The sequence below is a fragment of the Mesorhizobium sp. M1143 genome (assembly GCF_040318435.1).
GTDB lineage: Bacteria > Pseudomonadota > Alphaproteobacteria > Rhizobiales > Rhizobiaceae > Mesorhizobium.
In genome coordinates, this window is the sequence record NZ_JAMYMJ010000006.1 from 86,389 (window position 1) to 105,311 (window position 18,923).

Annotated in this window: 22 protein-coding genes; 8 read left to right on the plus strand and 14 right to left on the minus strand. The window is 58.4% G+C overall.

Going from position 1 to position 18,923, the window contains the following annotated elements; all coding sequences use genetic code 11:
• Nucleotides 1–201 precede the first annotated feature (201 nt).
• Nucleotides 202–1,092 (minus strand): MBL fold metallo-hydrolase, encoded by an 891-nt coding sequence (locus NKH35_RS07355; RefSeq protein ID WP_023733198.1) that lies wholly within the window; start codon nt 1,090–1,092, stop codon nt 202–204.
• Nucleotides 1,093–1,392: 300 nt separating this feature from the next.
• On the opposite strand from NKH35_RS07355, the gene NKH35_RS07360 reads away from it, so the two are divergent.
• Nucleotides 1,393–2,550, plus strand: a complete 1,158-nt coding sequence (locus tag NKH35_RS07360; protein WP_023733197.1) for a hypothetical protein — start codon at nt 1,393–1,395, stop codon at nt 2,548–2,550.
• 69 nt (nt 2,551–2,619) lie between these two features.
• On the opposite strand, the gene NKH35_RS07365 is transcribed toward NKH35_RS07360, so the two are convergent.
• The 3 genes from NKH35_RS07365 to NKH35_RS07375 are packed head-to-tail and all read right to left on the minus strand — an operon-like array spanning nt 2,620 to nt 5,506.
• A complete protein-coding gene (locus NKH35_RS07365; RefSeq protein WP_023687824.1) occupies nt 2,620–3,141 on the minus strand; it encodes a ferritin-like domain-containing protein in 522 nt (173 codons plus the stop codon).
• A 47-nt stretch (nt 3,142–3,188) separates the two neighbouring features.
• Nucleotides 3,189–4,331, minus strand: a complete 1,143-nt coding sequence (gene glf / locus NKH35_RS07370) for a UDP-galactopyranose mutase (RefSeq protein WP_023733195.1) — start codon at nt 4,329–4,331, stop codon at nt 3,189–3,191.
• A gap of 2 nt (nt 4,332–4,333) precedes the next feature.
• The gene (locus NKH35_RS07375; protein ID WP_023729506.1) at nt 4,334–5,506 is read right to left on the minus strand and encodes a glycosyltransferase family protein; all 1,173 of its coding nucleotides are present in this window, start codon (nt 5,504–5,506) and stop codon (nt 4,334–4,336) included.
• A 353-nt stretch (nt 5,507–5,859) separates the two neighbouring features.
• On the opposite strand from NKH35_RS07375, the gene NKH35_RS07380 reads away from it, so the two are divergent.
• Nucleotides 5,860–6,777, plus strand: a complete 918-nt coding sequence (locus NKH35_RS07380; RefSeq protein WP_023700021.1) for a glycoside hydrolase family protein — start codon at nt 5,860–5,862, stop codon at nt 6,775–6,777.
• 183 nt (nt 6,778–6,960) lie between these two features.
• Here NKH35_RS07380 and NKH35_RS07385 read toward each other — a convergent pair whose 3' ends face one another.
• Complete coding sequence (locus NKH35_RS07385) at nt 6,961–7,140, minus strand: hypothetical protein (RefSeq protein WP_023712199.1); 180 nt, start codon at nt 7,138–7,140, stop codon at nt 6,961–6,963.
• A gap of 137 nt (nt 7,141–7,277) precedes the next feature.
• Between NKH35_RS07385 and NKH35_RS07390 the strand changes: the two genes are divergently transcribed.
• Together NKH35_RS07390 and NKH35_RS07395 are read left to right on the plus strand one after the other, a co-directional pair.
• Nucleotides 7,278–7,784: a pyridoxamine 5'-phosphate oxidase family protein gene (locus tag NKH35_RS07390; RefSeq protein WP_352913977.1), complete on the plus strand. Its 507-nt coding sequence runs from the start codon at nt 7,278–7,280 to the stop codon at nt 7,782–7,784.
• 40 nt (nt 7,785–7,824) lie between these two features.
• On the plus strand, nt 7,825–8,424 hold the full coding sequence (locus NKH35_RS07395) for a cupin (RefSeq protein ID WP_352913980.1): 600 nt from the start codon (nt 7,825–7,827) through the stop codon (nt 8,422–8,424).
• Between the two features lies 1 nt (nt 8,425).
• On the opposite strand, the gene NKH35_RS07400 is transcribed toward NKH35_RS07395, so the two are convergent.
• From NKH35_RS07400 to NKH35_RS07425, 6 genes are all read right to left on the minus strand, one after another.
• Nucleotides 8,426–8,722 carry a SemiSWEET family sugar transporter gene (locus NKH35_RS07400; protein WP_023712197.1) on the minus strand — a complete coding sequence of 99 codons (297 nt, stop codon included), beginning with the start codon at nt 8,720–8,722 and terminating at the stop codon, nt 8,426–8,428.
• 14 nt (nt 8,723–8,736) lie between these two features.
• On the minus strand, nt 8,737–9,264 hold the full coding sequence (locus NKH35_RS07405; protein WP_352913983.1) for a hypothetical protein: 528 nt from the start codon (nt 9,262–9,264) through the stop codon (nt 8,737–8,739).
• A gap of 113 nt (nt 9,265–9,377) precedes the next feature.
• Nucleotides 9,378–10,154 (minus strand): exodeoxyribonuclease III, encoded by a 777-nt coding sequence (gene xth / locus NKH35_RS07410; RefSeq protein WP_352597031.1) that lies wholly within the window; start codon nt 10,152–10,154, stop codon nt 9,378–9,380.
• A 68-nt stretch (nt 10,155–10,222) separates the two neighbouring features.
• Nucleotides 10,223–10,435, minus strand: a complete 213-nt coding sequence (locus NKH35_RS07415; RefSeq protein WP_245259911.1) for a hypothetical protein — start codon at nt 10,433–10,435, stop codon at nt 10,223–10,225.
• Nucleotides 10,432–10,587 carry a hypothetical protein gene (locus tag NKH35_RS07420; protein WP_155923545.1) on the minus strand — a complete coding sequence of 52 codons (156 nt, stop codon included), beginning with the start codon at nt 10,585–10,587 and terminating at the stop codon, nt 10,432–10,434. The genes NKH35_RS07415 and NKH35_RS07420 overlap by 4 nt, the downstream gene beginning before the upstream one ends.
• Before the next feature lie 63 nt (nt 10,588–10,650).
• A complete protein-coding gene (locus NKH35_RS07425; protein ID WP_023704627.1) occupies nt 10,651–11,178 on the minus strand; it encodes a YciE/YciF ferroxidase family protein in 528 nt (175 codons plus the stop codon).
• 424 nt (nt 11,179–11,602) lie between these two features.
• On the opposite strand from NKH35_RS07425, the gene NKH35_RS07430 reads away from it, so the two are divergent.
• Complete coding sequence (locus NKH35_RS07430; protein ID WP_023725501.1) at nt 11,603–13,003, plus strand: phospholipase D family protein; 1,401 nt, start codon at nt 11,603–11,605, stop codon at nt 13,001–13,003.
• Nucleotides 13,004–13,094: 91 nt separating this feature from the next.
• Here NKH35_RS07430 and NKH35_RS07435 read toward each other — a convergent pair whose 3' ends face one another.
• Together NKH35_RS07435 and NKH35_RS07440 are read right to left on the minus strand one after the other, a co-directional pair.
• Nucleotides 13,095–13,391 (minus strand): hypothetical protein, encoded by a 297-nt coding sequence (locus NKH35_RS07435; RefSeq protein ID WP_023668045.1) that lies wholly within the window; start codon nt 13,389–13,391, stop codon nt 13,095–13,097.
• A gap of 73 nt (nt 13,392–13,464) precedes the next feature.
• Nucleotides 13,465–14,457 carry a YihY/virulence factor BrkB family protein gene (locus NKH35_RS07440; protein ID WP_352512486.1) on the minus strand — a complete coding sequence of 331 codons (993 nt, stop codon included), beginning with the start codon at nt 14,455–14,457 and terminating at the stop codon, nt 13,465–13,467.
• 192 nt (nt 14,458–14,649) lie between these two features.
• Here NKH35_RS07440 and NKH35_RS07445 point away from each other — a divergent pair, with 192 nt between their 5' ends.
• The 3 genes from NKH35_RS07445 (at nt 14,650) to ligD (ending at nt 17,969) form a co-directional block, all read left to right on the plus strand.
• Nucleotides 14,650–14,874: a hypothetical protein gene (locus NKH35_RS07445; protein ID WP_155921617.1), complete on the plus strand. Its 225-nt coding sequence runs from the start codon at nt 14,650–14,652 to the stop codon at nt 14,872–14,874.
• Nucleotides 14,871–15,164 carry a hypothetical protein gene (locus tag NKH35_RS07450; RefSeq protein ID WP_023687836.1) on the plus strand — a complete coding sequence of 98 codons (294 nt, stop codon included), beginning with the start codon at nt 14,871–14,873 and terminating at the stop codon, nt 15,162–15,164. Before NKH35_RS07445 ends, NKH35_RS07450 begins: the two co-directional genes overlap by 4 nt.
• A 162-nt stretch (nt 15,165–15,326) precedes the next feature.
• Nucleotides 15,327–17,969 (plus strand): DNA ligase D, encoded by a 2,643-nt coding sequence (gene ligD / locus NKH35_RS07455; protein WP_352913985.1) that lies wholly within the window; start codon nt 15,327–15,329, stop codon nt 17,967–17,969.
• Here the strand turns inward: ligD and NKH35_RS07460 are convergent.
• Nucleotides 17,949–18,833, minus strand: a complete 885-nt coding sequence (locus tag NKH35_RS07460) for an alpha/beta fold hydrolase (RefSeq protein ID WP_023748072.1) — start codon at nt 18,831–18,833, stop codon at nt 17,949–17,951. The two genes, ligD and NKH35_RS07460, sit on opposite strands and share 21 nt — an antisense overlap.
• Nucleotides 18,834–18,923: the final 90 nt, after the last annotated feature.

Genomic DNA, 18,923 nt, shown 5'->3' on the forward strand with positions numbered 1-18,923 from the left:
CAATCTCTCTTTGCGGGAACGCGCGTTAGAGGCATGCGTTCATCGGGTTTCCATCTGAGCCTCCCCATGGCGCGGAACCTCACGGCACTTCGCGGGGTGTCGCCCCCTGAGCGAGTGCCCCAACTGTCGCCGGCCGGGTTTGTTCCGCTGGACCGAGTTACTCTGTCCGATGGTCCCGCGTTGGCCAATCCGACCATAATTTCAGAACGATGGCGGCTCGATTGGCCTAGCTATCGGCGACGCTGGCTCGCGCACGAATTTCAATTTCGGCGGGACGGCCAATACCCTGAATCGCTCAGCCAGGTTATCGAGAGCCTGCCGCATGCCCACTCCCGCAGCAGCCGCACCGTGTCCACTGATGACCATCTGGGGGCCCAAGGCAGCCAGATGCTTCACGGACCTTTCCGCTGCATCCCAGTCTGGCGTGAAATAGCGCGGCGGACCGTGCATCTCGAGATCCTGAATGGCGACTTCATAGACCGACTCCTGACCGGTGGTGATGAAAGCGTCTCCTACGATGAGCGAGCGGTCTTGCTCGCGCCAGAGCGAGATATGCCCAGGGGCATGTCCGGGTGTGTGCAGCCATTGCCATCCGGGCATTCCGGGGATCGATCCGTCGGCGGGCAAGGGTTCCAAACGGGTGCCAAGATCGATTGGCCCGCGTGGGAAGAGCGGTGACAGCAGCGCCATCAGTCCACCCCCAACCCAGGGATCCGGTGGCGGATAGGATGCGGTTCCGTCCAAATAGGGGTGCTCGAGCGGATGGGCGAAGACAGGCACGTCCCAGCCATTCGCGAGTTCTAGAACGGTTCCCACATGGTCGAAATGGCCATGGGTCAGGATGATTGCAGCCGGCCGTGCGTTGTCGCCGAACCGCTTTTCCGCGACCGCTAGAATGCTGCTGCGAGACGTCGGCAACCCGGTATCGATCAGCACCCAGTTCCGATCTCCGCTGCCCGGTGCGCCGAAGAACACGACATTCACGATTGCTAGCCGCAAGTAACCCAGGTCCGGTGCGATGCTCCAAGCGCCGTCGCCACGATCCTCGCGCCTGGCGTGGTCGATCTCGGAAAGTCGAATCTGAACGGTCATGTGATCCCATGCCTCTGTTGTTGCTGAGCAGCCGCTCGAGTGGATGATGGCGGCGGTACATCGACCCGAACTTGGGACGGGCCTCCTTGTTCCTCATTTGCCACGCGGCTCCCGGACAGTTCACCACCGGAACAAAGGCTCTACCAATGGGTTCGGCACTACCCGGCCACGCAAGGACGAGCTGGACTGAGCAACGAACATGGGGCGCGCCCGACTGAATTCGGTATTTCGCCAACGCGGTTCCCGGTCCGGACAAGGCGGCCGAGTTCGAAGCCGATTGCCCAAAGGAGACTTCGAAAAATGAGCGAAGTGGGACGCCAGACGGAGGCCTCGGTTCCGGAAGCTTCGCGCTTCGCCAGTTTTTTCATGGCAGGCTTTGAATGCTCCTCGCACCGGCGCAAGGACGGCGTTCGCCTCGATCTTATTCGTGCGACCTCGCATAATTTGCATGCCCTGGGCGACTACCGCGGCTGCGCCGAACTCGGCCTTCGCACCATCCGCGACGGCCTGCGTTGGCATTTGATCGAAACCGCTCCCGGAACCTATGACTGGTCAAGTTGGGCGCCAATGGTGGAGGCAGCCCGATCGGCAGGTGTTCAGGTAATCTGGGACATCTTTCACTACGGATCTCCGGACCATGTCGATCAGGGCTCGCTGCATTTCATCGACGCCTATGCCTCGTTCGCGGCAGAAGCCGTCAAGGTACACCGTTCGATCACCGGAACATCGCCTCTGTTGTGTCCCATCAACGAAATCTCCTTTTTCGCATGGGCTGTTGAGGTCGGCTATTTCCCGCGCGTGGGGCCGAACAAACGTGGATGGTTCAAGCGGCACCTCGTGAAGGCCGCCATCGCGGGTGTTCGTGCAATGCGGGAGATCGATCCCGCCTGCAGATTTGTCTGGGCCGAGCCGCTTATCCATATCGCCCCTCGTGACCGGACCCGCAGCGAACGGCGCCGGGCCGAAAACGCCCGACAGGGGCAGTTCGAAGCTTACGACATGTTGCTGGGCCGCGTCGAACCTGAGTTGGGCGGGAGCGAAGATGTTGTCGATGTCGTGGGCTTGAATTTTTATCCGCACAATCAATGGTACGTAAACGGGCCGACGATTCCGATGGGACACCACGAGTACCGCGCCCTGTCGGAAATGTTGCTAGAAGTTGCTCACCGGTACGGCAAGCCGATGTTCATTGCGGAGACCGGTTCCGAGGGATCCGGCGGGCCGGCTTGGCTCCACTATGTCTGCGACGAGGTGCGTTCCGCAATCAGTCTCGGAGCGCCGATCGAGGGTATTTGCCTGTACCCGATAACGGCCTACCCGGGCTGGGACAATTCGCGACATGCCGAGGTCGGTTTGTTTTCCGTCATCCAGGCTGATGGCAGGCGACACCTGCGCAAACCCACAGCAGATGAACTGGCCCGTCAGCAAGCTCTTCTCCTGGCGGACACGACGCCTTGAAGGGCCTACAAACGGGGGAGGGGCGGGGGGGCGGCTGGTTCGAAACGCCGCCCGCGCCGGTGCGGTGCATCAGCTTTTTGCAGTCGCCCCAGCCTCGCGCAGCCTGGCATATCGCATGGTAACGTCGCTCAGATTTTCCTTGAGCCAGTTGGCCATGGCTTCCTCTTCGTTCAGGTTCTGCTTGAGGGCCCTTTCAGCATCCTGGAAGCCCCCGGCGTCGGCCAGTACCAGCAGCGAATTGTAGGCAGCGATCTCGTAGTTCTCGAATGCGAAATTCGCCAGGCTGTTCTTGATGATCTCGTCGCCGGCCATCGAATGTCCAATGGCGGCCACGCTGCCAACCATCGACAAGGCAGTGTCCTTGAGGGTGGAGTGCTCCTCACCAAGGCCCTCCAGGACGGACTCGAGTCTCGTGATCTGGCCTTCGGTTTCCTGAATGTGCCGGCGCAAGCGATCGGCCACCTCCGGATAGTTCTCTATACGCTCGACCTGAGGCTTCATGATCGACAGCGCTTGATTTTCCATGGCGTGCGCGTTGCGCAAGCCGACGATAAATATCTCACGGCTTTCCGAGTTGAAGTTTGTATCCATCGAGTTTCTCCTTCTGATACCCGCCCGATCTTCCGTCTTGGAAGAAACTATCTTCTCGGCTCGGCCAACAACGGCTCCTCCGTGCGTGCCCAGGCCGGGAGGCTTTTTTGGATGCGCGCGAAAGTGGCCAGAGCCTGTCCGACTACCTGGTCCATGTTGTAATAGCGGTAAGTTGCAAGCCGACCGACAAACCACACGTCTGGGCAGCTTGCCGCGAGCGCTTCATAGCGCTTATAGAGCACTTCGTTTTCGGGCCGGGGCACGGGATAGTACGGGTCCCCGATGTCCGTGGGGTATTCATAGGTCAGGCTGGTCCGCGAACTCTGCTGGCCGGTCAGATGTTTGTACTCGGTAATGCGCGTGTAATCTTCCGTCTGGGGATAATTGACCACGGCAACCGGCTGAAATTGCTCGCAATCCAGTGTAACGTGCTCGAAACGAAGCGAACGGTACGGAAGGTGCCCGAGCTGCCAGCCGAAATATTCATCGATCGGGCCGGTATAAACCATGCGCCTGAACGGTATCTTCTCACGAATTTCACGGAAGTCGGTCTGCAGCATGATCTTGATGTTTGGATGATCGAGCATGCGTTCGAACATCCGCGTGTACCCGCCGGCCGGCATTTTCTGGAAGCTGTCGCTGAAATAGCGGTCGTCACGGTTGGTCCTGGTCGGCACTCGTGCCGTGACGGATTTGCTCAGCTGACTGGGATCGACGCCCCATTGCTTTCTAGTGTAGCCGCGGAAGAATTTTTCATAGAGCTCGCGCCCCACGGTGCTGACGACGACGTCCTCAGCCGTTCGGACGTCCTCCACCGTTTCGCGTCGCGACGCGAAGAAATCCTCCAGCTGTGCCGAGGTCAGGTCCAGCCCGTAAAGCCGGTTGATGGTGTCGAGATTGATCGGGATGGGAACCAGTTGCCCGTCTACGGCCGCCAACACCCTGTGCTCGTACGGCCGCCATTGCGTGAACTGCGAAAGGTAGTCCACTATGGCTTGGCTGTTGGTGTGGAAGATGTGCGGGCCGTAGCGATGGATGAGGATGCCGGCTTCATTGTAGCAGTCATAGGCGTTGCCTCCGACATGGCTGCGGCGATCGATCAGCAAAACGCTTTCCTGACGCTGCGACGCTATCCTTTCGGCAAGCACGCTGCCGGCGAAACCCGCGCCGACGATCAGCCAATCGAACATGGCTATGCACTCCTGCGAAGGGGCACGACCTTCTTGCGTTGATAGGCGCGCTCAATGTGAGCTGCCATGGCATTCCATGTCCGTTCCCAGGACATGTCCGCAAGATAGGCATCGACTTGCTGCAGGAGCATCTGACGCGGTCGCGAAAGGACGGAGCGCAGCTTGATTTCCAGATCGTCACAGTCGGCGATTTCCACCAGCCCGGCAGCACCGTAACTGCGAACCACGTCGACGATTGCCGTCGAGATCACCGGCAGACCCGCCGCGAGAAATTCCGGCGTCTTGGTCGGGCTGATGAAACGCGTCGCCTCGTTGAGGGCAAACGGCATCCATCCGGCGTCCCAATGGCGCAAATAGTCGGGCAGATCGCAGTAGGCTTTCGGCCCAAGCCAATGAAGGTTTTCGGCTTGCGGCAGGCTTGCAGGGTCGATCTTGACAACCGGACCGAGCATGACGAAATGCACGTCCGGCATTGTCTTTGCCGCTAGCGCCACGAGATCGACGTCCAGCCGCTCGTCGATGACGCCGAAATATCCAACCCTCGGGGAAGGAATGCCCGCCTGGTCGGCTGGGTCCCTTCCTGGCTGTCTTGCGGTGTGAAAGTGCCTCACATCGATGCTGCTCGGAAATGGAAAGATGGCGGGATGGAGGTGACGCTTGGTCTCGAACAAGCTTAGACCACCGGTGAAAACGAGATCCGCGCGGCGAAGAAGCGCCTTTTCCATCTGGCCCAGCTCGGGGGGCGCATTCCTGAACGCAGAGAGTTCGTCCATGCAGTCATAGACGCATATGTCTGGGTCGAGGAATTCCGTAAAGCGAAGAGCCATTGGGGTGTAGTACCAGGCGATCAGCCGGCTATGCGGCATAGAAGCGATGGTCTGCTGCACAAATCTCCGCTGGACGGCATCTGCTTTCGCGGCCGACGTGCCAAGCGGCAGCACTGGTGTGACAATCAGAATGTTTTCCGATGCCACGCTCGTCCGCATCAGCGGCTGCGGCAATTCTTCGAAAACGGGTTCTTCAAAATAGACCACTCGCTGCTGAGCGGATGCGAGGGTGAGGAGATGCTGCGGACGCTGGTGAACAAAATTCCATCGTAAGTGGGAGAAGCAAACCAGTATATTTTCGCGACGAACATATTGACTGCCGGTTACCCCGCCAAAGGCCGCTTCCATTGACATACTCCCTCTGTGACACTATTTATGTTACGATTAACATTTGTTAATCGCGAATGGAGAGAACTACTTAGTTCCAGCTCCTAACTTTCGATCAGGTGAGTTGTTCCAACTGAAATGAAGAAGGCCCGGTCGCCCGCTTGGTCCACGCACGAAGCGGGATCTGGGTGCGGAGGCGAGGGCGGCTGTCGGAACCCGGCCGCCACTGAAAGCGTGGTTGAACGAGGAATGCTGGTGGACAGCGGCATTGCCGTATTTGCGTTGAACTCGTTGGCTATAGAATGTGCCTAACATCAATGATTCGCCTGTATCTCTGCGCGTCTCCGACTGCCGAGGCGAATTCCGGGGCTGACATGAACATCAACTTTGAAACCAACGTTTTTCCACTGTTTCATCCGCAAAGCGTGGATGATCTCAAGGACCCGTGTCCTGTCTTCGATGGCCGTGTCTGGCACGTCTTCGGGTCAAGCGGCACGGTCACCACCGAGACGTGGAGAATCTTGCATGCCACGGCGCCCGATCTTTATGGGCCGTGGGCCGAGCATGAGCCGATCGAACTTCCAATCAACGGTACTGGTGTTGCGGCTCCCGGTGTGACCCACGAGTGCGGCGTCTTCCACATGTTCATCCAGACAGAATTCATGAAGTCGGGTGGCCGTTGCGAGCATGCGGTTTCCAACGACGGGTTCCATTGGGTAGTCCTCAGTCCGGCCATTCTGGCCATCCCGGACACGGAAGAGGACGGCATTTACGATCCGCATCCAGCAGTCATTGGCGGTGGGCGCTACCTCGTTTATTCGGCTATGCCAAAATTCACCAGGGTGCCTCAGCCCGACATCTATCTGGCACGTAGCCAGTCCGACTCGTGGTTCGGTCCGTGGAAGCGGATCGGCAAAATCCTCGACCACAACGATGTTCCCCACCATAACACCAGAGATGATCCCGACTACGAATGGGGCATTGAGGGCGCGCAACTGATCGAGCTGCCGGACGGCCGGGTGCTTCTCAACGCCACTTGCTTTCTTCCGAATGGCCTTCGGGGAAACCGGCAACGGGTGTTTTTTGCCATCGCCGACGAGGTCAGCGGCCCTTACGTTTCGATCGGCCCGGTGTTGGAGCCAGGTCAACCGGGCGAGAACGGCCACTCGACAGTGATGATCGATGGCAGTCAGCTTTCACTGTTCTACCAGAGCCGGGTTGCCACAACCGATCACCGATGGCGCTATGGTTTGGCCAGATGCGACGTCGCTCTCTTTTCAAAGGTCGCGTGATTCCAGGCTGCCATTAGCGCCTTGAGGCGGATGCGCGTCATGCGGCCATGGAACTCCGGAGGGTTGAAGGTGATCCGCGTCGGTGACGGTAGCAAAGTGTCATCGCGAAATGATGTCAGCCCGTTCGTCAATTGTCTCCGCGCATCGATGACACCGCCAGATGCCCGACTAATGGGCTCATAGCTATTTCTTCGGTCCCTTGACAGGGAATGTCGCGTCGCCGTCTTTTTTGCCGGAGATCACCCGCGGATCGGCGCTGGCGACGCCATCGTTTCCGCCGCCCTTGTGGTCCTTTTCCGACTGACCCTTAGCGTCCTGCTCGGGTGTCCGTCTTGATGTTCGAAGCGTCTTGTCCGCCATCATGGCCTCGCGTTTGCCATCCAAACTTCCGGCAATTTCGAAAGTTCCACCGCTTTAGCAAGCCGAAGAACCCAGTGAGTTGGAACGTCGTGGCGGGACGTGAGTTGTAAGCGAGGATATTCACCCGCAGGAGGACGCTTATGGCTAACCGCCGAGAGCAGACGGACCTCACGCCCGCCGAGGCAACAGACCGCATCTGGGAACTCGCCGAGGACATCGACGTCTGCATGTTTGTGACCTGGGACGGCGAGTACAATCGAGCCCGTCCGCTATCTGCGCGTGTGGTCCGTGAGGAAAACGCCATATACTTCCTCGTCAATGACGACAGCGCCAAGAGCAAGCAACTGTCGACCTATCCAAAGGTCACATTGGCCTGGAGTGACAACAGCCACTACAAATACGTCACGATGTCAGGCCCGGCCACAGTGACAAATGACAGGGAAAAGATCGCCGAGCTCTGGGAGAAAACTGACTCAGCCTGGTGGGATAATGCCGATGATCCCGAGATTCGTCTGATAACGGTCAAACCCGACGAAGGCGAATTGTGGGACAGCCCGGGGCTAATCATGGCTACCGCAACGATGGTGTTTGCGGCCGTTACCGGCGCCAAGCCGAATGTGGGCGACAACGCAAAGGTCGAGCTCTGAGCGAGCGGCTAAACTAACCTCTGCTTTAGAGGCAGCGTCGATGAGCATTTTGGAAACCAGCAAGAAAGTGATCGAGAACGTCACCGGTTTCGCAAGACCGCGCAAGCAAGCTGTCGCCGGATTTGTGAGGCAGCGAAAGTCGAATGAGTTCTGGTTCAAGGATGATGGACTTGTACCCAATCATCCAGCATGGCCGCTCGTCGTTTATCGAGGCGCCGTCGAATTGCCCGAAGGACTTGATCCAGCAGCCGTCATGGAGGTGCTTTTCGAGGCAAACGGATGGGGCGATAGCTGGCGAAACGGCATCTATGATTATGTTCACTATCATTCGCAAATACACGAGGTTCTGGGCATTACGCGCGGAAACGCTGAAGTCCGGTTTGGCGGCAAGAAAGGACGAACGCTGTCGCTGAAGGCCGGTGACGTCGCGGTCCTCCCGGCAGGCACCGGGCACCAATGCCTCTTGGCATCCGATGATTTTTTGGTTGTCGGCGCGTATCCTCCGTTTGGGACTTATGACGAATGTAGGAGCAAGGATCAGCATAGCGATGCGCTCGCAACCATCCCCAAGGTGGGGCGTCCGCGCAAGGATCCTGCATATGGTAGCCAAGGTCCGCTTCTGAAAAGTTGGAAGCGTTAATTTAGTCGTCGGGGTCGAAAGCCTTGGCGACCGCCTCTTTCTCAGCCTGCGGCAGGACTGTCATTGTGAGAATGAACGCTGACAGCAGGAGACAAACGCCATTCGTGATTATGATCGGCCACTCTGCCTTCATGATGCCGAAGGCCAGCCACAAGGCGAACCCCAACACAGTGATGGCATACGTCGGTGCGGAGATGCCGCTTGTCTCTCGTGTCCTGATGATTTTCCAGGCTTGCGGCGTGAAACTGCTCATCGAGCAGACGGTCGCGAGATAGCCGATGAGCGTGACTGTCTGCATGGAAGCGGCCTGCCCTACGTCGCAGATACGCGCTTGAGATCAGATACGCGGACCACGCCGTGCTGGCTGACAAAGGTCAGGGTGGAGTCCGTGCTCTGGCTCTGCGAAACACCGGATATGCGATGGTCGCCTGTGTCATAAATCTCCATCTTTCCATGATCGTCGATGACCAGGCGGCTTCGCTCAGGAAACGCTGCGTAGCGCATATTGTTTTGAGAACCAGCGGCAGACGGGCTCCCAAACTCCTCAGGCCACCATGAGCCGCCGTGGGCCATGGCGGGATGATCGAGCAGGTGAGACGAGAGCTCCGCCGCGATAGCGTTGAGCTTCGCCTTGAGGCTGTCATTGAACATGTCGCCGACCATCGTCATGCCGGAGGACCATTGTGACATTCCTCCGAAGTCGACGTGGCTGAACTGGGCCATGGTTCCACCACCACGCCGCAACGCCTCAAGGACAGCCATGACAGCGCCATCAGTGACGCCATGCTGGCGTGCAAGGCGCGCAGTCAGTTCAGCTTCCTTTTGAGTGTTTTTCATCATTGCGTCCTTTGAATCGCTTGGCGCCGGCAGTCCTCATTGTTGGCGATAGACATGCGGCCAAATGTAATCACGAAGGAGCGCCACCAGGTCTTCAGGCTCCTTGCCGAGGAAGCTCAATCAAGTTCTATCCAGGCTGGCGCATGATCGCTCGGCTTGTCCCATGCACGCGTTTCGGCATCTACTCCGGCATTCTTCAGGCGATCCAATAGGGATGAACTCAGCAAGAGATGGTCCATCCGGAGCCCGGAACTCCGATCGTACCCGCCGCGGTAGGAGAAGTTCCAATAGGTGTAAATTCCCTTTTCTGGATGAATGCGACGAACCGCATCGATCCAGCCCTGAGCAAGCATTTCGGCGTACGCGCTCCGGCTCTCGGGGAAGTAAACGGCATCGCCAACCCAGCGCCCCGGCACCGCCGCGTCGATCGGGCCTGGAACGACGTTATAGTCGCCGCACAGGATGGTCGGTGAGCTATCGCCGAGCAGCACCTGGCCATAGGTGATCAAACGTCGGAACCAGCGAAGTTTGTAGTCGAACTTCGGCCCCGGCGCTGGATTGCCATTGGGCAAATACAGGCAGCCGACAACAAGCCCATTCACATCTGCCTCGATGTAGCGGCTGTGCGAATCGTCGGGATCGCCCGGCAGACCTCGACGACGTTCCAGCGGCTCAATCCCGCGAGCGAGGATTGCCACGCCATTGTAGGACTTCTGTCCGTGCCAGATTGCGCCATAGCCGGCGTTTCTAATCGCATCGACGGGAAATTTTTCGTCAGAGGTCTTCAGTTCTTGAAGGCAGACGATGTCATAGCCGGTTTCGCCAAGCCACTTGAGAAGCACTGGCAGTCGGCCGTTGACGCCATTGACGTTGAAGGTTGCGATGCGGGTCATCTCGACGATTTAACGTCTTTGCGCCGCTTCGATGCGACATAGGGTCGGTAGCCAAATCTTGCCTTTTGTCATCGTCCATCTGCATTTTTGCTCGAAGCATTGGTGCTTTGACCGGAAGCAGCGGATGTCTTTGCATCTTTGGAATGCGCGGCAATCGCCGGACCCGCGCCGGTAGCTTTACGCATATCGCCGCTCCCCTTGCCGTCAGTCGATTTCTTGCTCAACAGTCCTGAGAAATATTTTCCAAAGAAGCCCATCCGACTCTCCATCTTGGCGCTCATTCGGCGACTTTGCGGGCCCTGAACTCATCTCTGCGCTGTTCTCGCAACTGCCGAGGATCGCTGCGCGAACCACCAAGGGCGCGGCGCCTGACCAGCGCGGCCGAACACTCAAGCAGGAAACATTCCAGTCCTTTGTAGATATGCGTGACCATGTCCTTCATCTCCCGCGACCGCCTCGGCACATGGGTCGCCGAGGCGGTTGGGTAGGCGATCAATCAAGCCGCTTTCCGTTCTGCCGCTCGTTCGTTGACGCCGGCTTCACCGAGGGCAGTCAGCGCCTCGTCGGTGGCCTTCTCCTCCTCAAGTGTCGCATTGAGGAGCGCAACCACGTCATCCTTGCCGAGCGTCGTAGCCCAGGCAATCAGGGTTCCATACCTGGCAATCTCATAGTGCTCCACGGCTTGCGCGGCACCGACGAGCCCTGCATCGAGCGAAGTCGAACCCTTGTACTCCTGAAGGATTTCAGATCCTTCCTCCAGGATGCCGTCGATCGCCGGGCAGGTTTTGCCGCGCGCGGCCGCGCCGAGAATCTCGAAGACCTCCTCCAGACGTTCGACCTGCCCCTCGGTTTCAGCGAGGTGCTTCTCGAATGCTGCCGCAACTTGCTGTTCGGATGCGCCTTTGGCCATCTTCGGCAAGGCTTTCAGAATTTTCTTCTCGGCATAGTAGATGTCTTTGAGGCCATCGAGGAAAAGGTCCTCCAGGTCCTTGTTGTTGCCATTGGCTTTCTTGGCAGTGGGCATTGTGCCGTCTCCTCTGTTGAAAATTGCCCGTCGCGAGCATTTTCTTAACTCGGAAACCCGAACCCGGTTCCGGGATAATGGAGATATCTAAATTTAAAGGGTCCTGCGCTTCACTGAGAACAACGACCACGTCATTCTCGTCGAAGAGCCGCGGCGGGGCGCACGCCATCGGGCTCCCGCCAACGGTCGTGCGGTCTGAGGGCCTGGGACTGCAGGAGACGCAAGTACCGCAGCGGCAGCAGAAGCAGTCGGGGCAACGCCTCTCAAGCCTCCTGACCGCTCTGCAGCCGCTTGATTGCTGGCCCTGCTTGCATCCAGGAATTGGGTGATTGGACGCTGCGTATGCAACCAGAATACCTCAGAATGGTTCTAGCTATGATTTGAGCGGGATGGCAGCGAGCGCCGTCCAAAGGTGGCAATTTTTATGGACGTATCACTTTCGCGAACCGCAGACGACAACATCAAAACCGGCAAGAGCGGCTTGCTGCTTGTCTCGGACAATTATGACGCTTTCGCTCTGCGCGTGCTGGCCGCAAGGAGCGCTGAGCGCAGCCTCGACCTGATGTACTACCTTTGGCATGATGATCACACCGGCCGCTTGCTGCTTCGCGAGGTTTTTCGAGCTGCTGAGCGCGGTGTTCGGGTGCGCATGCTCCTTGACGACGTCAATCCGCGTAAAAATGATGCGGCATATCTGGCGCTGAACAACCATCCAAACATCGAATTGAAGTTGTTCAATCCGAGCGGTATCAGGCGCGGCCGGATCATGCGTGGTGTGGAAGTGCTGTTGCGGCTCTTTGCATTGACGCGACGGATGCACAACAAGGCTTGGATCGTCGACGACAAATTTGCCATTGTCGGCGGTCGGAATGTTGGCGATGCCTATTTCGATGCGGCAGAAACCAATTTCCGGGACCTCGATCTGCTGCTCCTGGGGCCTGCGGTACGGCAAACCGCGGCGATATTCGATGCCTTCTGGGCTTGCAATGAAGCCAAGCCAATCAAAACCCTGGGATCAGTGGCTGAGCATGAGCATGCCAAATGGCTTGAAGGAAGCGATACCGGCCCCGATCCCAAATTCCTGAACGGCATCGGCAACCGGGGCTCGATCACAGAGTTTATTGCGGCCAGCAACGACGTTCATTGGGTGGATGGCGTGCGGGTCATTTCCGATCCGCCGGAGAAGGTTCGTGGTTGGAGACGTCGCAGCTGGCTTATGAAAGAGCTGCGTCCGATCATCCAATCCACGCGCGGGTGTCTGGAAATTGTGTCGCCCTATTTCATCCCCGGCAAAAGGGGCACAGCGATCTTGCTGGACCTTGTCGGCGCCGGTGTTGACGTTTCGGTTCTGACCAATTCCCTGGCCGCCACGGACGTCGCCGCAGTCCATGGCGCTTACGCAAACTATCGCAAGCGGCTGCTGAGGAATGGCGTCAATATTTTCGAGCTTCAGCCGTTCAACCGGCGCTCCGCAATCTCGGTGTTTGGCTCGAAGGGCGCCAGTCTGCATACGAAAGCTTTCACCGTCGACGACAATATCGGCTTCGTCGGTTCCTTCAATTTCGATCCACGGTCAGTGTCCTTGAACTCGGAAATGGGCGTGCTGTTTGAGGATCCGAAATTGGTCGCCGAGCTGCGGCATCGATTCCAATCGGAAATATCTCCGGAAACAAGCTATCGGCTCGAACTGAAGCACAATGTTCTGCATTGGCATGGATGCGGCGAAGGCAAGATTCAGGACTATACGCATGAACCAGAAGCCGGATTTTTTCGCCGTATCCTGGCGGTCTTCGTCCGTCACCTCCCGATCGAATCTCAGCTCTAGCATCTGATGATGGCCGAGGACCTCGCGATCTCAGCGAATTGCCCTGCCGGGGATCGCGTGAGCGAAACGTGAAACCCTGATCTACCACGGGTCAGCCAGACCGCATCACACCCGGTTCTTCGACAACCGCGTCGCCAATCCCATGCTGTCCGGCGTCCGGATCACTCGGCAACACGTCGGAAAAATTGACTGTGGCGACCAGGTATCCGGCTTCATCGTAGACCTTGATAGTCGATCCCGATTGCTTGGTTCCTGACCCAGGATCCGCCGCCACCGCTACGCGCGCCATCTCTATTGCTCTCGGACTGGCCATCTCCGCACTCGCTAGCTCTTCCTCGAGAGCGGTAGTCTGGCCGGATACTGTCGTCTCAAAGCGGAATTTTGGCATGGGCAACCTCCTGTTCCTATGCAATTCCGGTGTCCGGGTTGCGTTCCAAAGAAACAGAATTGGTGGGAAGCAGCTAAGATCGCCGCGATGGCCAGACCCGTGTCGCCACGAAGGTCAGCAAACCCGTGATCACAATCCAGGCCTGCACCTCGCGTTGGATGGTTGGTCTAAGGTTCGATGTCTGTCGCGACGGGCTCTCTGCCTCCACTATCGGTTGAAGGTCGGACCGACTGCCGAGACGGACGGAATAGGCCCGCGTGAACTCGGCGCCGAGCAGGAATATCTCAGACGAATAGTAAACCCAAAGCAGCACGACTAGCAGTGCACCCGCCGCGCCATAGGAGGATGCAATCGCGCTGGTTCCGATATACCAGCCAATCAGCGACTTGCCGATGGTGAAGAGCAAAGCGGTCACTGCCGCGCCAATTGCGACATCGCGCCAAGCGAGCGACCGGTCCGGCAGGATCTTGAAGATCGCGGCAAACAGAGCGGAAATCAGCACGAATGATACAATGCCGTTTATCGACGCGAGAATGATCGTGCCGAACGGCAGATGGGCGTTGATGGCAGCGCCAAGTGCGGAAATGGCGGCGCTCGCCGCCAACGACACAAGCAGTAGAAATCCTAACGCTGCAACCAGACCCAGGCTGGCCGCCCGCGCCCGCACCAATCGCGACACAGACATGGGTGGTGGCTCAATCTTCCAGATTGTGTTGAGCGAAAGCTGCATTTCGCCAAACACCCCTGAGGCTGTCACGAAGAGGGTGACAATGCCCACCAAAGTGGCAACAGTGCCGGCGGTTCTGTGAGAAGCGCTTTCGATGGTGCTGCGCAGAAGGTCGCCGGTTTGCGATCCCATCACGCCTGCGATTTCGGCCGACAGAGCGAGTTGAGCTGCTTCATGCCCAAAGACAAGTCCAGCAATCGCAACAACGATCAACAAGATCGGGGCCAGGGACGTAACGGCATAGAATGCCATCGCCGCACCGTGGCTGAGGGCATTGTCGTTGATGAATCCGAGGATGCTCTCCTTGCCAAGAACCCAGGCTTCGCGTGCCACCCGCATGGGGAATTCCTTTTGCCTCAACGAGGAACCTAGTGCTGTGGGCAACGAAAGCGAGACCTGCCGCCAGTGCGCGAGGCGTGACTGCCGAGACACGCCCGCTTGTCTCTGCACCACGCCCAGAAATGTTCCATGCGGCGCCGGAACTCGCCGGGCTCGTAATGGTTATCGGTCATCCGATTGGAGTGATCAAAAATGCCTGATAATGAAAACCGTCGCGAGACCGGCGCAACGAAGTACCCGGCTAGAACAGGTCCTGATCCTTCGGATGCGTTCTCTCAGGATGCGGCCGGCAACAAGAAACCCAAAAGTGGGGTCGGTCTGACGCGGCCAGTCAATGAGGTGGATGACAAGACGCACCAATCCGATGGCCAGAACGCCCCGGCGAGGCCGGGCGGCGGAAACACGGTCAAGCCATGAACGTTGCCAATCTTCAGCTTGAAGGGTTGATGATGGCGGTCGCGTCAATCAACAACCTGCTCGTTCACAAAGGCCTGCTGTCAATTGACGAGATCGATACCGCCCTGCGAAAGGCAGAGGCGTCCATGACAGGTGACGAGCGGACCTACGAAGACATGTCACCGGCCAACCGTGACGCGATCTGCTTCCCGATCCGGCTTCTGCAGATCGCAAACAACGCGCAAGGCGAACTGGACATCCCACCATTTTCAGAGCTTGCAAAAATGGTTGGGCAAACCAAGGAACCTTAACGTCAGCGGTGACGACACCTGTAGTATCCTTGAAGGCCTCATTTGACGCCGATGCCGCTCTGAAGCGGAAAAGCAGCATCGGCGTCGTCTCAGCTATGAACCGAACCAAATCTCACCCACTGCGTTGAGTCCCGGCGTTGCGTCATTAGTCGGGGCACTTCCATGAAAACGGGCGAGCTTTCCACCTATCGGGCCAAAAGGGATTTCGCGAAGACGAAAGAGCCCAGCGGCGAAAGCTCGATTGCGGGTTCGAATCGACTTCGGTTTGTCATCCAAAAACACGCGGCCACGCGGCTGCACTATGATCTTCGCCTCGAGCTTGGCGGGGTCTTCAAATCATGGGCTGTGACCAAAGGTCCATCACTGGATCCTCACGACAAACGACTTGCCGTGGAGGTTGAGGATCACCCGCTGGAGTACGGCGACTTCGAAGGCACGATTCCCAAAGGACAATATGGTGGCGGCACGGTGCAGTTGTGGGATCGCGGATATTGGGAACCGGAAGGCGCCATGTCTCCCGAAAAGGCGTTGGAAAAAGGCGACCTGAAATTCACGCTGCAGGGCAAGCGCCTGCATGGAAGTTTCGTCCTCGTGCGCATGAAGCATGACCGCAATGGCGGGAAGCGGACCAACTGGCTGCTGATAAAACACCGCGACAAATACGCGACAGAGGGCAATGGCGATGCGGTGCTGGCTCAGGATCGATCCGTCGCCTCGGGTCGGAGCATGGAGAGGATTGCAGCGGGGAAGGGGGCAGGTCCGAAGCCGTTCATGATGAAAGGTTCATCGTTGGCCGATGCGGATGCCGTTTGGGACAGCAAGCGCGGCCATGCCGACAAGCGCGCCGCCAGGTCGGCAAAGCCTGCTCCGCGGCCGAAGCGAGCCGCTGGTGCCTCAGCGGCGAAGATGCCCGACTTCATCCCACCACAGCTTTGCGCAACGCTTTCCCGGCCGCCGGCCGGGACGAACTGGGTTCACGAAATCAAGTTTGACGGCTATCGCGTCCAGTTGCGCGTGGAAGACAAGGACATCGCCCTTAAGACCCGCAAGGGTCTTGACTGGACGGAGAAATTTGGCGCCATCGCAAAGGAGGCCGCCAGTCTTCCCAACGTCATCATCGACGGCGAGATCGTAGCGCTTGGCGAGAAGGGCGCGCCCGATTTTGCCGCACTGCAGGCAGCGCTGTCGGAGCGCCGGACGAAGGACCTGATCTACTTTGCCTTTGACCTGCTCTTCGCAAATGGCGTCGATCTGCGAAAGATGCCTCTCTCACAACGGAAGGAACGTCTGAGCGAGATGCTCGGCGAAGTCGATCGCGGCGCGCAAAATCTCATCCGCTATGTCGAGCACTTCAGCAATGGCGGCGACGCGGTGCTGCGTTCTGCCTGTCGCCTGTCGCTTGAGGGGATTGTCTCCAAAAAGGCCGATGCGACCTATGTTTCGGGGAGGACCGACACCTGGGCAAAATCGAAATGCCGCGCCGGGCATGAGGTGGTCATCGGCGGCTGGTCTACGACCAACGGCAAATTCCGGTCATTGCTCGTCGGCGTCAATCGCGGTGAACATTTCGCCTATATCGGCCGTGTGGGGACCGGATTCAGCGAGGCAAAGGTCAAGCAGCTGATGCCCAGGCTGCAGGAGATGAAAGCCGCGACGTCGCCGTTTACCGGCGATGGCGCACCGAAAAGGAATTCAACCGTCTTCTGGACGAAGCCGGAATTGGTCGCGGAAATCGAGTTCGCCGGCTGGACCGGGGGTGGCAATATCCGGCAGGCCGCCTTCAAAGGCCTGCGTGAAGACAAGCCCGCAAAAGACGTCGAGGCCGAGCGTCCAGCCGATCCTCAAGAGACGCCGATTGCCGACCCTGCCAAGGTGACTGGCAAGACAGGAAAAAGCCCGGTTGTCATGGGCGTCATCATTTCCAAGCCGGACAAGCCGCTTTGGCCGAATGCTGGCGACGGTCAGCCCGTCGACAAGCTCGATCTTGCAGAATATTTCGAGACCGTTGGCCCCTGGATGATCAGACATATCAAAGGTCGTCCCTGTTCACTCGTGCGCGCGCCGGATGGCTACGCTGGCGAGCAGTTTTTCCAGCGCCACGCAATGCCAGGCACATCCAATCTGCTGGAACTGGTGAAAGTCTTCGGCGATCACAAACCGTATCTGCAAATCGACCGCGTCGAGGGTCTGGCCGCGATCGCCCAGATAGGCGGCCTTGAGCTTCACCCCTGGAATTGCCAGCCGGGTCATCCCGAAATACCTGGCCGACTTGTCTTCGACCTTGACCCTGGTCCGGAAGTCCCTTTTGCGAAGGTGGTCGCGGCTGCCAAGGAAATGCGCGATCGTCTCGAAGATCTGGGCTTGGTGAGCTTCTGCAAAACCACGGGCGGCAAAGGCTTGCATGTCGTGACGCCATTGGCGGCCCGCCGCAGCAAGACGACATGGGCCGAGGCCAAGGCCTTCGCAAAGGCCGTCTGCATCCAGATGGCGGCAGACAGCCCGGATCTCTACCTCGTCAACATGGCCAAGAAGCTGCGGACATCCCGGATTTTTCTCGACTATCTCAGGAATGATCGCATGGCGACAGCCGTCGCCCCTCTCTCCCCTCGCGCCAGGGAAGGCGCGACTGTATCCATGCCGCTGACCTGGAGTCAGGTGAAGGCGGATCTCGATCCGAAAAAATACACCGTTCGCACGGTTCCGGGCCACCTGAAAAAGACCGTCGCCTGGGCCGACTACGACGATGGCGAACGGTCGATCAGCATCGCCATCAAACGGATCGGTTCAGCAAAGCTCGCCGCATGACGACGTCGGTTCGCGCAAGAACGCCATGACAGCTGCGGCTACCGCGTCGGCTGCTTCTTCGGCCATATGATGTCCGCTATCGATCCGTTGGCCCTTCAGTTCGGTGGTCCAGGGTCGCCAAACATCCAGCACGTTGCCGTAAAGTGCCTCAAGATCATCGCGGGCGGACCAGAGCGCCAAGGTCGGGCACGCGACCCGGCGACCAGCTTTCCTGTCATCGGTATCGTGCAATTGATCGATGGCCAGACCTGCCCGATAGTCTTCAAGCATGCCGTGAACAACATTCGGATCGTGGATTGCGTCCTTGTAGTCGACATAGGCCTCAGCCCCCATGGACTCGGCTGAGCCGCCATACCACGCGTCAGGATCGGCCATGATTGCGCGTTCGGGCTTGTCCGGCTGTGCAAAAAAGAACCAGTGCCACCAGAGCTTCGCAAAGCGGGCGTCGCAGCGTTCGAGGGCTTCCAGGATAGGGACGCTATCCATAACGATCAGATGGCTGATCGCTGACGGGTGATCCATCGCTGCTCGGAACGCTGTGTAGCTGCCGCGGTCATGGCCTGCGATCGCAAACCGGCCAAAGCCGAGATGTCGCATGAGAGCGATGCAGTCCCTGGCTTTGGCACGCTTGGAGGATCCAGCATGGTCCACGGCGTCCGCCGGTACCGAGGACCGGCCAAAGCCCCTCAGATCGGGGCAGACAACTGTGTGGTCGGCGGCGAGAAGTGGGGCTACCCGGTGCCAGGTAACGTGCGTCCGAGGATGGCCATGCAGCAAAAGAAGCGGCGGGCCTGAACCTCCATACCTGACTCTCAGTGAGGACTCGGGCAGATCCACGGTCTCTAGCTTGAATCCTTCAAACATCCGCTTCTTTGTCGTCAGACTGTGAAAACAAGTCCCGCATGTCCATCTTCAACCCACCCCGGTGAAATTGGTTTCGGGCATTTGTCCGTT

What these genes read in the sequence shown, in the direction of transcription:
- NKH35_RS07460 (WP_023748072.1), bottom strand. Translation starts at nt 18,833, where the DNA reads ATGTTTGAAGGATTCAAGCTAGAGACCGTGGATCTGCCCGAGTCCTCA.
- NKH35_RS07430 (WP_023725501.1), top strand. Translation starts at nt 11,603, where the DNA reads ATGGACGTATCACTTTCGCGAACCGCAGACGACAACATCAAAACCGGC.
- xth (WP_352597031.1), bottom strand. Translation starts at nt 10,154, where the DNA reads ATGACCCGCATCGCAACCTTCAACGTCAATGGCGTCAACGGCCGACTG.
- NKH35_RS07435 (WP_023668045.1), bottom strand. Translation starts at nt 13,391, where the DNA reads ATGCCAAAATTCCGCTTTGAGACGACAGTATCCGGCCAGACTACCGCT.
- NKH35_RS07360 (WP_023733197.1), top strand. Translation starts at nt 1,393, where the DNA reads ATGAGCGAAGTGGGACGCCAGACGGAGGCCTCGGTTCCGGAAGCTTCG.
- NKH35_RS07355 (WP_023733198.1), bottom strand. Translation starts at nt 1,092, where the DNA reads ATGACCGTTCAGATTCGACTTTCCGAGATCGACCACGCCAGGCGCGAG.
- NKH35_RS07375 (WP_023729506.1), bottom strand. Translation starts at nt 5,506, where the DNA reads ATGGAAGCGGCCTTTGGCGGGGTAACCGGCAGTCAATATGTTCGTCGC.
- NKH35_RS07440 (WP_352512486.1), bottom strand. Translation starts at nt 14,457, where the DNA reads ATGCGGGTGGCACGCGAAGCCTGGGTTCTTGGCAAGGAGAGCATCCTC.
- NKH35_RS07390 (WP_352913977.1), top strand. Translation starts at nt 7,278, where the DNA reads ATGGCTAACCGCCGAGAGCAGACGGACCTCACGCCCGCCGAGGCAACA.
- glf (WP_023733195.1), bottom strand. Translation starts at nt 4,331, where the DNA reads ATGTTCGATTGGCTGATCGTCGGCGCGGGTTTCGCCGGCAGCGTGCTT.
- NKH35_RS07395 (WP_352913980.1), top strand. Translation starts at nt 7,825, where the DNA reads ATGAGCATTTTGGAAACCAGCAAGAAAGTGATCGAGAACGTCACCGGT.
- NKH35_RS07405 (WP_352913983.1), bottom strand. Translation starts at nt 9,264, where the DNA reads ATGATGAAAAACACTCAAAAGGAAGCTGAACTGACTGCGCGCCTTGCA.
- NKH35_RS07415 (WP_245259911.1), bottom strand. Translation starts at nt 10,435, where the DNA reads ATGAGCGCCAAGATGGAGAGTCGGATGGGCTTCTTTGGAAAATATTTC.
- NKH35_RS07385 (WP_023712199.1), bottom strand. Translation starts at nt 7,140, where the DNA reads ATGATGGCGGACAAGACGCTTCGAACATCAAGACGGACACCCGAGCAG.
- NKH35_RS07425 (WP_023704627.1), bottom strand. Translation starts at nt 11,178, where the DNA reads ATGCCCACTGCCAAGAAAGCCAATGGCAACAACAAGGACCTGGAGGAC.
- NKH35_RS07450 (WP_023687836.1), top strand. Translation starts at nt 14,871, where the DNA reads ATGAACGTTGCCAATCTTCAGCTTGAAGGGTTGATGATGGCGGTCGCG.
- NKH35_RS07420 (WP_155923545.1), bottom strand. Translation starts at nt 10,587, where the DNA reads ATGGTCACGCATATCTACAAAGGACTGGAATGTTTCCTGCTTGAGTGT.
- NKH35_RS07400 (WP_023712197.1), bottom strand. Translation starts at nt 8,722, where the DNA reads ATGCAGACAGTCACGCTCATCGGCTATCTCGCGACCGTCTGCTCGATG.
- NKH35_RS07445 (WP_155921617.1), top strand. Translation starts at nt 14,650, where the DNA reads ATGCCTGATAATGAAAACCGTCGCGAGACCGGCGCAACGAAGTACCCG.
- NKH35_RS07380 (WP_023700021.1), top strand. Translation starts at nt 5,860, where the DNA reads ATGAACATCAACTTTGAAACCAACGTTTTTCCACTGTTTCATCCGCAA.
- NKH35_RS07365 (WP_023687824.1), bottom strand. Translation starts at nt 3,141, where the DNA reads ATGGATACAAACTTCAACTCGGAAAGCCGTGAGATATTTATCGTCGGC.
- ligD (WP_352913985.1), top strand. Translation starts at nt 15,327, where the DNA reads ATGAAAACGGGCGAGCTTTCCACCTATCGGGCCAAAAGGGATTTCGCG.